General features: G+C 53.8%; 11 protein-coding genes. 6 read left to right on the forward strand and 5 right to left on the reverse strand.

Annotated elements, in window-relative coordinates; genetic code table 11:
- Positions 1 to 48 precede the first annotated feature (48 nt).
- Entirely contained in the window at positions 49 to 1,209 is a 1,161-nt protein-coding gene (locus KTE_RS30665; RefSeq protein ID WP_201388233.1) for an RNA-guided endonuclease TnpB family protein, read from the reverse strand.
- A 263-nt stretch (positions 1,210 to 1,472) separates the two neighbouring features.
- Between KTE_RS30665 and KTE_RS30670 the strand changes: the two genes are divergently transcribed.
- Positions 1,473 to 2,162: a class I SAM-dependent methyltransferase gene (locus KTE_RS30670; RefSeq protein ID WP_201388235.1), complete on the forward strand. Its 690-nt coding sequence runs from the start codon at positions 1,473 to 1,475 to the stop codon at positions 2,160 to 2,162.
- 181 nt (positions 2,163 to 2,343) lie between these two features.
- Entirely contained in the window at positions 2,344 to 4,341 is a 1,998-nt protein-coding gene (locus KTE_RS30675; RefSeq protein ID WP_201388237.1) for a translation factor GTPase family protein, read from the forward strand.
- Positions 4,342 to 4,583: 242 nt separating this feature from the next.
- Here the strand turns inward: KTE_RS30675 and KTE_RS30680 are convergent, their stop codons facing one another.
- On the reverse strand, positions 4,584 to 5,723 hold the full coding sequence (locus tag KTE_RS30680) for a family 16 glycoside hydrolase (protein WP_201388239.1): 1,140 nt from the start codon (positions 5,721 to 5,723) through the stop codon (positions 4,584 to 4,586).
- A 259-nt stretch (positions 5,724 to 5,982) separates the two neighbouring features.
- On the opposite strand from KTE_RS30680, the gene KTE_RS30685 reads away from it, so the two are divergent.
- A complete protein-coding gene (locus KTE_RS30685) occupies positions 5,983 to 8,370 on the forward strand; it encodes a glycoside hydrolase family 65 protein (RefSeq protein WP_201388241.1) in 2,388 nt (795 codons plus the stop codon).
- On the opposite strand, the gene KTE_RS30690 is transcribed toward KTE_RS30685, so the two are convergent.
- Both KTE_RS30690 and KTE_RS30695 read right to left on the reverse strand, forming a co-directional pair.
- Positions 8,331 to 8,942, reverse strand: coding sequence for a Uma2 family endonuclease (locus KTE_RS30690; RefSeq protein ID WP_201388243.1), 612 nt, complete (start codon positions 8,940 to 8,942; stop codon positions 8,331 to 8,333). The two genes, KTE_RS30685 and KTE_RS30690, sit on opposite strands and share 40 nt — an antisense overlap.
- 139 nt (positions 8,943 to 9,081) lie before the next feature.
- On the reverse strand, positions 9,082 to 10,482 hold the full coding sequence (locus tag KTE_RS30695; RefSeq protein ID WP_201388245.1) for a cytochrome P450: 1,401 nt from the start codon (positions 10,480 to 10,482) through the stop codon (positions 9,082 to 9,084).
- Positions 10,483 to 10,640: 158 nt separating this feature from the next.
- Here KTE_RS30695 and KTE_RS30700 point away from each other — a divergent pair, with 158 nt between their 5' ends.
- Both KTE_RS30700 and KTE_RS30705 read left to right on the forward strand, forming a co-directional pair.
- On the forward strand, positions 10,641 to 11,546 hold the full coding sequence (locus KTE_RS30700; RefSeq protein ID WP_236600744.1) for a GNAT family N-acetyltransferase: 906 nt from the start codon (positions 10,641 to 10,643) through the stop codon (positions 11,544 to 11,546).
- A 126-nt stretch (positions 11,547 to 11,672) separates the two neighbouring features.
- Positions 11,673 to 12,050, forward strand: coding sequence for a DUF4180 domain-containing protein (locus KTE_RS30705; protein WP_201388247.1), 378 nt, complete (start codon positions 11,673 to 11,675; stop codon positions 12,048 to 12,050).
- Between the two features lie 64 nt (positions 12,051 to 12,114).
- Here KTE_RS30705 and KTE_RS30710 read toward each other — a convergent pair whose 3' ends face one another.
- Entirely contained in the window at positions 12,115 to 13,179 is a 1,065-nt protein-coding gene (locus KTE_RS30710) for a LacI family DNA-binding transcriptional regulator (protein ID WP_201388249.1), read from the reverse strand.
- A 202-nt stretch (positions 13,180 to 13,381) separates the two neighbouring features.
- On the opposite strand from KTE_RS30710, the gene KTE_RS30715 reads away from it, so the two are divergent.
- Positions 13,382 to 14,872, forward strand: coding sequence for an MDR family MFS transporter (locus tag KTE_RS30715; protein WP_201388251.1), 1,491 nt, complete (start codon positions 13,382 to 13,384; stop codon positions 14,870 to 14,872).
- Positions 14,873 to 14,955 lie beyond the last annotated feature (83 nt).

Here is a 14,955-nt window from a genome sequence, read left to right on the forward strand (position 1 = left end):
ACCACCATTGCTTGATGTCTCAAGTCTGACATGATGTCCACAGGCGTATTACTTTCCGTGTAACTCACGGTAGTTCTCATGTTCTGCTAATCGTGCGAGGTTCTTCGCGGCATTATAATCTCTGTCAGTGACATAGCCACAGTCCTCGCACACAAACACCCGTTCATTGAGTCCAAGCTTCTCGCGCACCGTGCCACAGCAGCTACAGGTCTTCGACGACGGCTCCCAGCGGGATACGATGACGACCCGCACTCCAGCCGAAGCCGCCTTGTACTCAATCTGCCGTCTGAACTCGTACATGCCCACGTCGGCTATCGCTCTACTCAACTTGCGATTTTTGAGCATGCCTGAAATGTTGAGGTCTTCCAACACAAGAGCAGCCGGGCGCTCATGATTGGGCTTGGTTCTCGCCACCAGAGCACTCGTCGCCTTATGCAGAGTATCTTGACGCACATGAGCAATGCGCGCATGCATGCGCGCGAGTCTGCGTTGCGCTTTCTTGCGATTGTTGCTGCCTTTCTTCTTGCGTGAATGCCGCCTGCACACCCGTTTTAATTTCGTGATCTTTTTCCTCAGTGCCTTGGGATTGTCAAATGTCCTTCCATCAGAGACGACGGCTAACGTCTTGATGCCCAGGTCAACCCCGATCACCTCTCCGGTTGCAGGCGTTGGCTCGGCTTGCTCCTCGTGCACGCACATGGAGACATACCAGCGGCCACCATGCTCAGAAAGGGTCGCAGAACTGATCTTGACGTTCATCGGCACGTAGTTGTGCTCTTTCAGTCGAAGCAAGCCAAGACGGGGCAACTGGATGGTATCAGGATAGACATGGATGAAGCCGGTAAAGCGAGCACTGCCAATAGCCTTCTTACGGCTTTTGAAGCGAGGATAGCCACATTTCCCCTTCCACTTGCCCTCTTTTTTGAGACGGCACTTGCGAAAGAAATGCTTGAAGGCATTGTCCAGGTCACGCAACCCCTCTTGAAAGGCACACTTGCTGATCTCATACATCCAGGGCATGGACGCTTTGAGGGCGTTGATTTCCCGATGCAAATCGATAGCGGTGGGCGTTTTCTCCCCTGCCTTGTATGCCTCTCGTTTGCGGCGTAGGCCATAATTGTAGGCCCAGCGAGAGGCCCCAGCATGTTTGCGGCAAAGCGTCTGTTGCTCGTTATTGAGGTCAAGTTCTACCCGATAGCCACGTATCATCTTCTACTCTTCTTCCATTAGGGTGAATGTGGAACAAATATACCACACCGTTGCTGCTGGTGCAAGGAAAGAGACATCCATGCTTGTCCTTCTTTGTCTATACTCTCGAAAACAAATTATAGCCCTTGAAAGCAGAATTTGAGAAATAGGCTTCGATTCTTCGAGAGGGATTTTCTTGTAAAAAAGAGAAAAGAGCTTGTACAATAGAGCAGGCTGCTACAAGTTTTCTGAATTATTTGTCTCTTTTGCATGAAAGAGGAAGTATGAGCAAAATTCCTATTCAAGAAGTCAGTGTACAAGAGGGATATGCCCTCTGGTCTGCCTCGTATGATCAGGAAAAAAATGGCTTGATCTTTCTTGAAGAACGGCAGGTAGATCGGCTGCTGGCTCCGCTCTCGTTCAGCAAGGTACTCGATGTGGGCACCGGGACCGGCAGGCATGCCTTAAAACTCGCCCGGCGCGGAGCATATGTCACCGCAATTGATCAGTCCCCCGAGATGCTCGCCGTGGCGAGCCTTGCGGCACAGCGCGAAGCCCTGCCGATTGATTTTCACCTCCTCTCGCTAGATAGCGGTCTGCCTTTCGCGGCAGGCCAGTTTGACCTGCTGATCTGTGCTCTCACGCTGTGCCACGTTCCTGACCTGGCCCATACGCTTCAGGAGTTTGCGCGTGTGTTGCAGGATGGTGGTTCCCTGCTCATTACCGATTTTCATCCCAACCATACCCTCTACGGTTGGAGGACGGCCTTCCGGAGCGCGGGAGTACTCTATCATCTTCCCACCGTAGAGCGTACCAAAGATGATTACCTGGAGGCAATCCAGGCCTGTGGTTTGACGATCCTCGATACAGCCGAGAGCCTCGTCGGTGAAATACCAGAGGGCTATCTTCCAGAAGAGATGCGACGCACATATGCTGATAAGCCGTTTTGCTTAAGCATTCTGGCACGCAAGTAGATTAATAATTAAACCCCTAAACTATCTTGACAAAAGGGCCTCTCGTCGTATATGGTACAGCTATTAAATATCGCTACTATGTAGCATTACCACAAAAGAATGGAGAATTACATGCGCCAATTCAACAATACAAACAAGGAGATGAAAATGAGAAAAGAGCACATACAGAGGATTGTACTGAATGACAACAGTGAACATTGGGATCGTCGCGCACGTAGACGCGGGAAAGACCAGCCTGACGGAGCGCATACTGTTTGAAACCCATGTCATCGACGCCACTGGTCGCGTTGACCAGGGCAATACCCAGACCGATTCACTAGACCTGGAGAAGAGACGAGGCATCACGATTAAAGCCTCGGTCGTTTCCTTCTTTATACAAGATAAAACGCTAGATAAAACCCTTAAAATCAACCTGATTGATACCCCCGGGCACGCAGACTTTATCGCCGAGGTTGAGCGTTCTTTCAGCGTGCTAGATGCGGCGATTCTGGTGATATCCGCCGTGGAGGGGATTCAAGCGCAAACCAAGTTCCTCATGTCCCTCCTCACCAGGCTTGGTATTCCCACGATCATTTTTATCAACAAGATTGATCGAAGCGGAGCACAATCCCACACCCTCATCAAGCATATCAAGGAGAAGCTCGCGGAATCAGTGCTTCCCCTCTATACCCCTGAAGATCTCGGCACAAAGCAGGCCTTTATTGTCGAAAATAGCTTTAGCTACGCCAAAAATCCAGCCTTCATGGAGGAGTGCATTGGGCTGCTCGCGCTCAACGACGAGGCCTTCCTTGAGGCTTACGTCAACGAAGAGCAAGTGGCAGAAAAGCAGGTCAAAGAGGCACTGAAGCGCCAGGTTCGAGATGCCAGACTGTACCCCATCTTCTTTGGCTCAGCTATGACCGGGATCGGCGTTGCTGAACTGCTCGCTGGCGTCGCAACCTTCTTCTCAGAAAATCCCAGGTCAGAGGATGGCCCTTTATCTGGGGTCGTCTTCAAGATTGAGAAGGAGGCATCGGGCGAGAAGATCGCCTATGTGAGGATCTTTTCGGGCAGCTTGCATGTCAGAGAGTATGTGCCTGTGAGCCGAAAAATCAGCGAGAGCGAGGTCGAAACCCACACAGACAAGGTGAAAAAGCTGCATGTCTTCTGGGAAGGGAAAATGCTTCAGTCTTCCAGCGTCGAGGCGGGCGAGTTCTGCAAGGTCTGGGGCCTGAAGGACATTAAAATTGGCGATGTCGTGGGAGAGTGGTCCGACAGCATCAAGGATCTGCATTTTGTGGCCCCGCAAATGGAGGCACGTATCGAAGCCCGGCACCAGGAGCAGAGTCACCGGCTCTATCAAGCCCTGCTGGAGCTATCGGAAGAAGATCCGCTGGTCAAAGTACTGCAAGATACCTTTCATCATGAGATCTACCTGCGACTCTTTGGCGAGGTACAGAAAGAAGTCATCGAAACGATGCTTCAGGAAAACTATGGCCTGGACGTCCAATTCTCAGAGACAAGGGTCGTCTGCATCGAAAAGCCCGCCGGGACCGGGCAGGCCCTGGAGGAGATGGGAAAAGGAGGAAATCCCTTCTATGCAACCGTTGGCTTTAGAGTCGAACCAGCGCCCCCTGGCAGCGGCATCAGCTATAGGCTAGAGGTAAAGCTGGGCGCGCTTCCCCTCGCCTTTCACCGGGCGATTGAAGAGACAGTCTACGAGACCTTACAACAAGGACTCTACGGCTGGGAGGTCACCGACATTGTCGTAATCGTGACGCATACCGGCTACAGCAGCCCTGTCTCAACGGCGGCTGACTTCCGTAACCTGGTGCCACTTGTGGTGATGGAGGCACTCTCTCAGGCGGGTACCGGGGTCTATGAGCCCCTGAACCAGTTCGAGTTGAGCGCCCCCGCCCATGTTATCAGCCAGGCTATGTTCAGGTTGTCAGCACTAAAGGCAAGTGTTGAGAGACCAATCCTGCGCGGCGAAACCTTTCTCTTGGCGGGTACGCTACCCGTGGCGACGACGGAGGAGTTTAAAAGAAGCCTGCATTCGTTTACCGAGGGCGAAGGCATTTTTCTGACGAAGCCCTCCGGGTTTCGCAAAATAGAGGACGCCTTCCCCACCAGAAAGCGCGCCGACTTCAACCCCTTGAACCGCAAGGATTACATGCTGCACATCCTGCACACGTATTAAAGTGTAAGGAAGCCCACCGCCCATGCAGGAGGACTGAGGATGTGCTTGTAAACGGCGCACCTACCTCAGTCCTCCTACTGGGCAGCTGCACACGGTTGATACTCCCCACACTCGGCAGGAGAAAAAAGGTAGGTGCGCCGTTTACAAGCACATCCTTTTTCTCCTGCACGAGTGTGGGATGCTGGCTTCCTTCCCCTCCCACATGGATATCGCTTCGCTCGGAGTCCATGCTAGCATGGACCCTACAAGCGCCAGATTTTGAGGTTGGAGAAGCTCATCTCGGAGGTGCTATTCCTGGCGTAGGTGGTCAGGCCAAGGGCGCCATTGGCATAAGTGTTATCAATAAAGCTATTTACAAATTTGCCGTTGACGTAAAAATGGAAGGTCGATTTGTGCGCAATGAGCATAAGTGTGTTCACCTGCTGCGAGCCCGTTTTAAACTCATCGGAGTGCGCGCCTGAAAGCAGCGAGTACTTATACAGTCCACCACTGTAGACAAGCACCCTGTAGGCACCTTGCGTGCTGTAGAGCAGGGTATAGTGATTGCCCTGGCTGGGATAGCGGAAGGAGATCCCTCCCTCGTCTCCCTGTGCGATTGTAGCATCAATCTGCATTGCGAAGTCGCTATAGCTTGTCTTCTCTTTGCATGTATAAATAGTCTTCACTTTCGTCAGCGTTACATGGTATGCCGCATCCTTATACTCACAGGCATAGGGATGACTATTAGAAGCGGACACAGTCTCTGTCCAGGAATTTCCACTCGCGCTATCGAGCTTAGAGGTCGTTGTAGGAGGTAAGGCTTGCACTCCGGAGTAAAGCGCGTTCGGATTGTCCCATTGCAGGCCTTGAACAGCTTGGCTCCTCTGGTTATTCTGGGCGACAAAATAAGTTATGCCACCACCTAGAAGCACAACCAGCGCGATCACTGTCACCAGCGTGACGATGAGAGCAGTCTTCTTACGACGGCGAGGCTGATTTGGCGCCGTCCCGGCGAAATATGGAGCGTATGCGCTCTGTGTGGCATATGGATCATTGGCATTGGATGGAAAGCCCGGCGCGGGATAGCCCGCATAGGGAGCGCCAGGGGCAGGCGTTCCCGGCGCAGACGCATACGCCGTAGGGGCAGGAGCTAGCTGAGACGGAGCTGCATACTCCTGATAGGGCGCTGGCGCTCCGTACTCTTGATAAGACGCGGGTGCCTGATAGACCTCAGTCGGCTCGGATGCCGCATGGGATGCTCCCTGCTCCTGGTCGAAAGGAGAACTTTGAAATACCTCAGATGGCGTAGGTGCCGCCTGGGGAGCAGGTGCAATCGAGGTTCCACACTCCGAGCAAAACCTGGCTCCCTCAGGCAATTCACTATGGCAATTCTGACATTGCATAGATGTTCTGTTCCTTCACAAATAAATACATGCGTAATGAAAACTCATCCGCATGATTATGCCATATATCTGTTTGCTTGTACAGAATAAGATAATAGGTTGTGTGAGTGGGCTGGCTCTGCCAGCCCACTCACACAACCTATTATCTTTACTACTCTCATCGTTTTCTACTCCTCACTCGTGATGTACTTGAGTGTTTGCACATAACATTGTTGGGTCCATGCTTGCATGGGACTCAGAAACAAGAGAGGAAGAGGAGATGATTCAGCATCCTGCCTTCAAAGTGGAGGAGTGGAGCGTACGCGAGACAAAGCTGCATTTTGATGTCCTGGCACAGACGGAGTCTATTTTCGCGCTCTCAAATGGACATATCGGGCTACGCGGCAACCTGGATGAGGGCGAGCCTCACGGACTACCCGGCAGCTATCTAAACTCTGTCTACGAGCTGCATCCCCTCCCCTACGCGGAGAGCGCTTACGGCAACCCTGAGTCCGGGCAGACGATCATCAATGTTACCAATGGCAAACTGATCCGCTTGAGTGTAGAGGATGAGCCATTCGACATCCGCTATGGTACCATCCATAGCCATGAGCGCGAACTAGACTTAAGAAATGGCGTCCTGCGCCGCAGCGTATGCTGGACCTCGCCCGCCGGGCAAACGGTAAAGGTGACCTCCACCCGGCTGGTCTCCTTTACCCAACGCGCCATAGCGGCGATCAACTATGAGGTCGAGCCAATAGATACGCCCATGCGCCTCGTGCTCCAGTCCGAGCTGGTCGCCAACGAAGAAATATCCACAAAACAGGGTGACCCACGCGCGGCAAGCACGATTACCAAGCAGCTGGTGAGTGAGGAGAACCACGCCAAAGGGATGCTTGGGCTGCTAGTACACCACACCCAGGAGAGTGGCCTGCGCATCGGGGCGGCGATGGACCATGTGATTGAGGGGCCAGAGAAAATGGCCGTTGATGTCGATAGCTCACCCGATATCGCGCGTTTAACTGTGACGGCACAGGTGAAGCCAGGCGAGAAGATCCGCATCGTCAAATTTATCGCCTACGGCTGGTCGAGCCTGCGTTCTCGGCCTGCCATCCACGACCAGGTCATTGCCGCGCTCTCGGCGGCGCGCTTAACGGGCTGGGAGGGATTGCTGGCGGAACAACGCGCCTACCTGGATGCCTTCTGGGGCCGGTCCGATGTCGAGATCGAGGGCGATCCCCAGATTCAGCAGGCGGTACGCTTCGCGCTCTTCCACATCCTACAAGCTGGGGCCAGGGGCGAGCACCGACCTATCCCGGCCAAGGGTCTGACCGGCCCCGGCTATGATGGGCATACTTTCTGGGATACCGAGATCTTCGTCCTGCCAGTCTTGACGCTCACCCAACCTTCCGTGGTAGCCGATGCCCTCTACTGGCGCTACTCTATTCTGGACCAGGCACGTGAGCGCGCGCGACTCCTTGGCCTGAAGGGTGCAACCTTCCCCTGGCGCACCATCGCGGGCGAAGAGTGCTCAGGCTACTGGCCCGCGAGCGTCGCCGCCTTCCATATCAACGCCGATATCGCCTACGCGGTCGTGCACTATGTAGGAGCCACCAATGACCTCAAATTTGAGCAAGAGGTTGGCCTGCCCCTGCTCGTGGAGACCGCCCGGCTCTGGCGCTCGCTTGGTTGCGAAGATGCTGAAGGCAAGTTTCGCATAGATGGCGTGACCGGACCCGACGAGTATAGCGCCCTGGCCGACAATAATGTCTATACGAATCTCATGGCACAGCTCAACTTGCGCGCCGCCGCCGAGGCGGTCGAACGCCACCCGAAGTCAGCGCATAAGCTCAACGTCAAGGATGAGGAGGTCAAGAGCTGGCTTAGTGCCGCTGAAAACATGCTTTTGCCATACGATAAGCGCCTCAAGGTGACGCCACAGGACGAGAACTTTACGGAACACGAGGTATGGGACTTCTCGCAGACGAAAAAAGATGAGTATCCTCTCTTTCTCCACTACCACTATGTCCATCTATACCGTAAGCAGGTCGTGAAGCAGGCCGATCTCGTGCTCGCCATGCAGCTCTTCAGCAGTGCCTTTTCTGCCGAACTCAAGGCGCGCAACTTCGCCTACTATGAGCCGCTCACCGTGCGCGATTCCTCGCTCTCAGCAAGCACCCAGGCCGTGCTCGCCGCCGAGGTTGGTCATCTTCAGCTCGCCTATGACTACCTGAGCGAGGCCGCGCTTATGGACCTGTATAACCTGGAGCATAACACCCAGGATGGGCTGCACATGGCTTCACTGGCTGGAAGCTGGACCGCCCTCGTCGCGGGCCTGGGAGGCCTGCGCTGTCAGGATGGCTCGCTCACCTTCGCGCCCCGCCTGTCTGAGGGGATTACACGCCTGGTCTTCCGCATCCTCTTCAAGGGCCGCTGCCTGCTCGTCGAAATCAAGCCGGGCGAGGCCAGCTACCGCCTGCTGGATGGCGACCCCCTGCAAACCTGGCATCACGGCCAGAAGATAACGCTCTCTACCAAAGAAGCCACAACCCGGGCCATCCCACCCATCAAGGCTGGGGCACCACCCAAACAGCCGGCGGGACGCGCACCAGCCCACCGCGAGTCAGTTTACGATTCTTCTAGCGGCTCCTCAAATTCAATGTCGTAGTAAATCTCATCCATGCTTAGCTGCAGGTCCAGGCTCGCCAAATGCAGAAGCTGCCCGCGCTGGTAGTCCTGGTAGCGCCATTCGCCTCCTGATCTAGAGTAGACCCGGACTTCGGGAGCGAATTGGTTCACAAACATGATCTCTTCGATAGTGCTACATGCCATATAGGCCTGGAGCTTATGGTTCTTATCCTTGTACTCAGTTGATGGGGAATGGACTTCTACCACTATATGCGGCGATTGTATGATCTTAATGTCTTGTTTGTGGTCTGCCACATCGCATGAGATAGTGACATCTGGATAGACTTTTTCACCATTAGCAAGCACCTGCATATCTGAGCCAACGACAAAGCAAGGGCCTGAGCCTCTTTTGAGCTGGCTTCGTAACTCTGCCGATATATTCAAGCAGATCGTTGCGTGTGCGCGTGAGCCACCAGCCAGATTATAATACAACCTGCCGCCGATGAGCTCCAGGCGAAGCTCAGGGTAAGCGCGCTCCAGCGCTTCATACTCTTGCTCGCTGATAGGCGAGCCATATCGGGGCAACGCTTGCCTCTCGGGGTTTATCGCCATACTATCCTCCTCCTCATACACAATACTGCATCAAGTATAACATATGATATGATAATACAATGGCTATGGCGCTGCTAAAGCACGCGCCTACTAGATGCTCTTCCTCCGAAATGGGTCGGTATCCTACAAGGCTCTAGCGCTAATCCTCGGTCTTTGATGTCGCGTAAGGACACTTCTGCTCTGCCGTTGCTTCTGTCGTCGACGCTTGGGAAGCATGGTTGGTGCTTTTGCGCTTATAGCGAATATAGGTCTTTTCGGGCCGGGCGGCACCCAGGCCGTAATCCACACGAGGATCTTTTGTGATCAGCTCAAGGTCAAACTGCTGGAACAAAAGCGCGGTAATAATCATCATCTCGTTGTTGGCAAAGTTCATGCCTGCGCATTTATGCGTTCCACCGCCAAAGCCAATTAGAGAGAAGCGATGCTGACGATCCTCTTCCCGGCCGGGAGCATAACGCAGTGGATCATAGGTAGCAGGGTTCTGGAAGAGATCTGGCAGCCGCTGGGCAATGTCTGCCGCGACCATCAAATTCCATCCCTTGGGAATCCGATACTCGCCAACCTGAATGTCTTCTTCGGCTCTACGCGCAAGCACATCGGCAGAGGGATGCATCCTGGTTGTCTCCTGAACGGCCCAGAAGGTATGTTTCATGGAACTGAGGTTTTTGGCCGTGAGGGCTTCACCAGGAGGAAAGCGGTCGGCAATCTCTTGCTGGAGCAGTTGCAAATACGAGGGCGTCTGTAAGAGCTGAATAATAGTCCAGGCAGCCTGGCCAGCGGTTGTTTCATGCCCAGCAAACATCAGTCCCATAATGGTTGCGATAACCGCGTCATCCTCCATTGGCGTACCATCTTTATACGTGGCTGTAGCGAAGTCCAGCAGGAAATCATCATACTGCTCGGGATGGGCACGCCGCTCGACGACAAAGGGCCAGATCATTTCGCGTAGCTTCTTCTTGGCCCGATCACGGCGAATGAATTTTGGCAAGGGCAAGTAAGGTGGGAGAGCAGGGTCAATGGCTTTGCCCAGTATCAAGTACAACTTCCAGAACTCTGGCCCCAGACTATCGCGAAAGTCTTTACCCATCAAGGCATGCGCGGCCACATTCTGCACAACCTGCGTCACGGCGGCCCTCAATTCCAGCTCTCCCTGCTCCCCAAGGGTATCAAGCCACTGCTGGACCTCCAATTGCATAATACCAAGATACTTGATCATTCTTTCGCTCTTAAAAGGTTTGAGCAGAATGGGGCGCTGCGCGAAATATACCTCTGGCGGTGCAGTAAACCCGACCTCGCCCAGGGCCGCCTTGAGATAGGCATAAGATTTATGCATGCTCAGTTTTTTGTCTGTCTCAGTAAAGAAAATCTGCTGATACTCTGGACCTATCAGAAAGGCCACCGGCTGACCGAGCAGGCGAATGCCAAACACAGGACCCAGGCTATCAAATCCTCTCTGCAAGAGACCGTGACGATCTTTCATAAACTCAAGCAAGTTGCCAACCACAGGCGAACCAGGAAGCATTGGAGGAGTAGAATTCATAAGTTGCTCCTTCACAGCCGTTAAAGAGATATCGATCTGCCGTTACAAAATACAAAGTCCTGTATATGATAGTACCATATGTTGCTAACTTTATCACGCGTAGGGATATTATAATAATGTTTAGTTCGTATTTCTTGCCACTAATAAGGAGCCATTTCGTGTCTATTACACGCTCTCCCTTTCGGGGCATGGTTGATGTGCCGCGCATCCTGCCCCTGGTCGCCGCTATGCCACTCTCCTCTCGCCACGTGGTTGACTTGCCCTGGCGCTTGAGTGCGCCGCGTATGCAAGAGGGGCGTGACGCTGTTCTGTGGGAGGACACCCTGGGACAAATTGTAGGCTTCGCGGCCTGGCAGTATTACTGGGCCGCGCTCGACTTCTTTATCTTGCCGGGACCCACGGCACAGCAGGTTGAGCAAGATATCTTCGCCTGGGCTGAGGAGTGCTTTCAAAAATTGGACGCGGAGCGCGGACGACCTCTCCCCTACTGGGTCGAGTTTCGCGATGACGACCTGGCACGGCGCGAGCTGGTCGAGGCGCGTGGCTATCTGCTGGACGAAGGGGATCACTATGTGGCGCTTGAGCATCCGCTGACAGATCTCCCACCAGTTCCAGCCCTACCCGAGGGCTTTACCCTGCGACCACTCGCGGGCGAGCAGGAGGTCGCGGCCTATGCCGAGCTTCACCGGGCGGCCTTCGAGAGCACCTCCATGACGCCAGAATGGCGAGCGCGCACGCTCCAGATGCCCCCGTACCGGCCCGAACTCGACATAGTCGTGAGCGCCCCCAGTGGCGAGCTGGCGGGCTTCTGTGTTGGCTGGCTGGCGCCTGAGCGCGGCGTGGCCCAGATCGAGCCACTGGGCGTCCATCCACGCTATCAGCACCTGGGCCTTGGGCGCGTCCTCCTGCTGGAAATGCTGCACCGTTTCCAGGCGCATGGAGCAGAAAAGGGCCTCGTTGAGACAAACCTTGAGCGCACCGCCGCCCGCAAGGCCTACGAGTCGGTTGGCTTCTCCCAGGGCCACATTGTCTACCGCCAGGGCAAATGGATGACAGAGTTGTAGGGTCCAAGCTAGCTTGGACTCTTCTCGCTAGAGCAACGCGCATCGTTCTCCGAGAGTAAGTCCAAGCTAGCTTGGACCCTACAACCCAATGACTGCTACAATAAACAATAAAACATTGGAGGTACGATGTCCGATACACTTACGACAATTCACGGCGTTCAGGTTCTCGTCTGCGCGCCAGAGGGGGCCAAGCTGCGAAGCGAACAGGATGCTGTGGAATTGATTGGTGAGACCTTTCAGCAAGGGGTAGAATGGATCATTGTACCAGTAGAGCGCCTTGAAGATGATTTTTTCCAGCTCAAGACCCGACTTGCAGGTCACTTCATTCAGAAATTCGTCACCTACAGGCGCCACCTTGTAATCCTGGGCGATATAGCTAAATACGCAGCTCAGAGCCGCGCATTCAACGATTATGTCTACGAAACGAATCGTGGCAACGACGTATGGTTTCTGCCCGATATGCAAGCACTCGAAGATCGGCTAAAGCGCATGCAGCAAGGTTGATACGTGAACAAAGCCGAGGTAAACAAAGATTATTAAGAGAGGGGACAGATCTACTCACCTCCAATCAAGGAATGCTTGCTGGATTGGAGATGAGGTTTCCCCGCGGTGGCGCGCAGGACGCGCGTTTGATGAGGGGGGTGGCAAGTTCAATACGAACGCTCTCGACCGGCTCACCAGCTATCAAACGCAACAACAACTTGGTCGCGACACGCCCCATCTCTAAGAGGGGCTGGTGGATAGTCGTCAAAGCAGGCGTCACCCATTCCGCGTAAGGCATATTGTCAAATCCAATCACGCTCATCGCTCCTGGGACCGCTATGCCACGCTCAAATAATGCTCTGTACACGCCGAGACACTGCTCATCACTCCCTACAAAGATGGCTGTAGGCATTTCTGGCAACGCAAGAATCTGCATCATCTCTTGATATGCCTGCTCGGCATGAAAATCAGCAAAATGGATCAGCGCTGGATCAACAGGGACGCCTGCCTCTTGTAGGGCGTGACGATATCCAGCAATCCGATCTTGTGTGCAAGGATGATCAGGCAGACCCATCAGGGCCGCAATACGACGATGGCCCAGAGATAACAAATACTCGGTCGCTAGTTTTCCACCAGACCAGTTCGTCGCGCTCACCGAAAGATCTTCTGGTCCCAATTCTCCAAAGGGATCCACCACAACAAAGGGAATACCACGACGGGTTAGTTCTTGTAGGTAGAGAGACCGCTTGTCAGCGAGAACCAGGACTGCTCCATCGATCGCCCCTTCGGATAGTCTCTGCCGCCACTGCTGCTCTCGTTCTCTAAGGGCGTGGGTTGAGGCAAGCACCATGCGTACCTCTGTAGGCAGGAGGGCCTCTTCGACGCCGCGCAAGATCTCGAACGCATAGTAACTGTTCAGTTCTTGCCCAACGAGAAAATCGATCTGCCCGCTGTTTCCTTTTCTTAGCGAGCGGGCTGCTTTATTAAGCATGTAGCCTCGTTCCGCCATCACCCGCTCCACGCGTTCACGGGTAGTTGGAGCCACGTCCGTGCGTTGATTAATCACTTTCGAGACCGTCGCAACCGAAACGCCAGCCACAGCAGCAATCTGTGCCATTGTCAGCGGCGGCTCTTCTGGAGATTTCGCCATCTCACACCTTTTCGATAACCATTTCGACAGTATATTTGACAGTGTAACGCACTACCTCCAGGACTGTCAAACGTATCCTATTTGACCTTAGTAATCAGGGCACTCTCCTTGACAGCCGATTTCCGCCATGCTATGCTCTAAAAAACCTTGAAATTATCGCAATGGATTTCGATACACATTTAAGCAAGAGGAAGCATCTTTCATGGATAGCACTCCATCTACACTGCCTAAGCGTCGCTTGCAGGGCTTGATGCTGTTTAGCATACTCGCGGCTCTACTCTCAACTCTCTTTCTTGAAGCACTCGATAACACAATGGTTGGCCCCGCGCTACCACAGGTCATTCATCAGTTTCAAGGCGCTGATCGATATAGCTGGGTTGCAACGGCCTATCTCCTCTCCTCTACTATCGTAATTCCTGTTGTTGGGAAATTCTCAGATCAGTTTGGGCGCAAGTGGCTTTTGCTTGGTGGAGCCTGTCTCTTCCTCCTGGGGTCGCTCCTCTGCGGAATTTCGCAAACGATGGATCAACTCATTGCTTTTCGCGCCTTGCAGGGCCTGGGAGCTGGTATGGGGATTACCCTGGTGGCGACACTCATCGGCGACATCTTTCCGCCTGAAGAACGGGCCAAGTGGCAGATGAGCGTCAACATCGTCTATGCGCTTGCCAACCTGCTCGGACCAGGACTGGGCGGCTGGTTTACCGATCACGGCCCCTTGCTTACTCCGTTCGTCACAAATATGACACGGTGGCGTTGGATCTTCTACTTAAATCTCCCACTCGGCATTATTGCCCTGACTACCTTGCTCCTGTTATTGCCTTCAGGCATCTCGGAACGCAGTCCCAATCCCGATGGGCGCTCAATATTCAAGCGCATCGATATTACTGGCTCACTCCTATGTATGAGCGCCACCACATGCCTGCTGCTGGGACTTACCTGGGGGAGCAGCCAGCCCTCGGCCTGGACTTTGCCGCAAGTGGATGGCATGCTAGTTGCCGCTGCCATGCTTTTATTGTTCTTCCTGTACGCTGAACATCACGCGTCAGAACCAATTCTGCCCCTGCATCTTTTCCACAACCAGGTCTTTGCAGCAGACGCAGCCCTGGCTCTGCTGGTATATATGATCCTTCTTGGCCTGGCGATCTATCTACCACTCTCCCTGCAAGTAATATGGGGTCTATCAGCCACTAGCGCGGGCATAAGCATCACGCCCTTTCTCCTCTCCATCACCGGGGGAGCAACCCTCGCTGGCTGGTTAATTGCTATACGCAAACGTTACCAGGCAATACTTATTGTGGGCATAAGCATTATGGCCTGTGGGGTCTTTTTTCTGACACGCATAGCGCCTCCAACTAACCTCCTGGCGATGATCATCTGTATGGTTTTGGCCGGGCTTGGCATTGGCTCGATTTTCTCCGTACTCTATCTCGCGGCCCAGAACGTGTTGCCATTGACACAACTGGGCGTGGGCAGCGCGGTCATACGCTATCTCGGTCAAGTTGGTTCAACGCTAGGAGTAGCTCTAATAGGCGCTGTAGTCAACCAGTCTCTCATCAGTTCTGGCAAGCAAACAACTGCGACATTCATGATTGCTCTCCAGCATGGCTTCCTAGCTGTATTGGTCTTCTGCGCTATCGCTCTGCTAGCGGCCTGCTTCCTGAAAGATCCTCCAGTCATACAATCGCCAGGATAAGAAGCAGCAAGAATTGCACTACTGTGTAGATGAATTTGCGCTAGACCATGAAGACGAAGGAGATAAGTAAACAGCGGAAGGCC

This window comes from Ktedonobacter sp. SOSP1-85, from assembly GCF_016587415.1.
Taxonomy (GTDB): domain Bacteria; phylum Chloroflexota; class Ktedonobacteria; order Ktedonobacterales; family Ktedonobacteraceae; genus Ktedonobacter.

What these genes read in the sequence shown, in the direction of transcription:
- KTE_RS30665 (WP_201388233.1), bottom strand. Translation starts at nt 1,209, where the DNA reads ATGATACGTGGCTATCGGGTAGAACTTGACCTCAATAACGAGCAACAG.
- KTE_RS30670 (WP_201388235.1), top strand. Translation starts at nt 1,473, where the DNA reads ATGAGCAAAATTCCTATTCAAGAAGTCAGTGTACAAGAGGGATATGCC.
- KTE_RS30675 (WP_201388237.1), top strand. Translation starts at nt 2,344, where the DNA reads ATGACAACAGTGAACATTGGGATCGTCGCGCACGTAGACGCGGGAAAG.
- KTE_RS30680 (WP_201388239.1), bottom strand. Translation starts at nt 5,723, where the DNA reads ATGCAATGTCAGAATTGCCATAGTGAATTGCCTGAGGGAGCCAGGTTT.
- KTE_RS30685 (WP_201388241.1), top strand. Translation starts at nt 5,983, where the DNA reads ATGATTCAGCATCCTGCCTTCAAAGTGGAGGAGTGGAGCGTACGCGAG.
- KTE_RS30690 (WP_201388243.1), bottom strand. Translation starts at nt 8,942, where the DNA reads ATGGCGATAAACCCCGAGAGGCAAGCGTTGCCCCGATATGGCTCGCCT.
- KTE_RS30695 (WP_201388245.1), bottom strand. Translation starts at nt 10,482, where the DNA reads ATGAATTCTACTCCTCCAATGCTTCCTGGTTCGCCTGTGGTTGGCAAC.
- KTE_RS30705 (WP_201388247.1), top strand. Translation starts at nt 11,673, where the DNA reads ATGTCCGATACACTTACGACAATTCACGGCGTTCAGGTTCTCGTCTGC.
- KTE_RS30710 (WP_201388249.1), bottom strand. Translation starts at nt 13,179, where the DNA reads ATGGCGAAATCTCCAGAAGAGCCGCCGCTGACAATGGCACAGATTGCT.
- KTE_RS30715 (WP_201388251.1), top strand. Translation starts at nt 13,382, where the DNA reads ATGGATAGCACTCCATCTACACTGCCTAAGCGTCGCTTGCAGGGCTTG.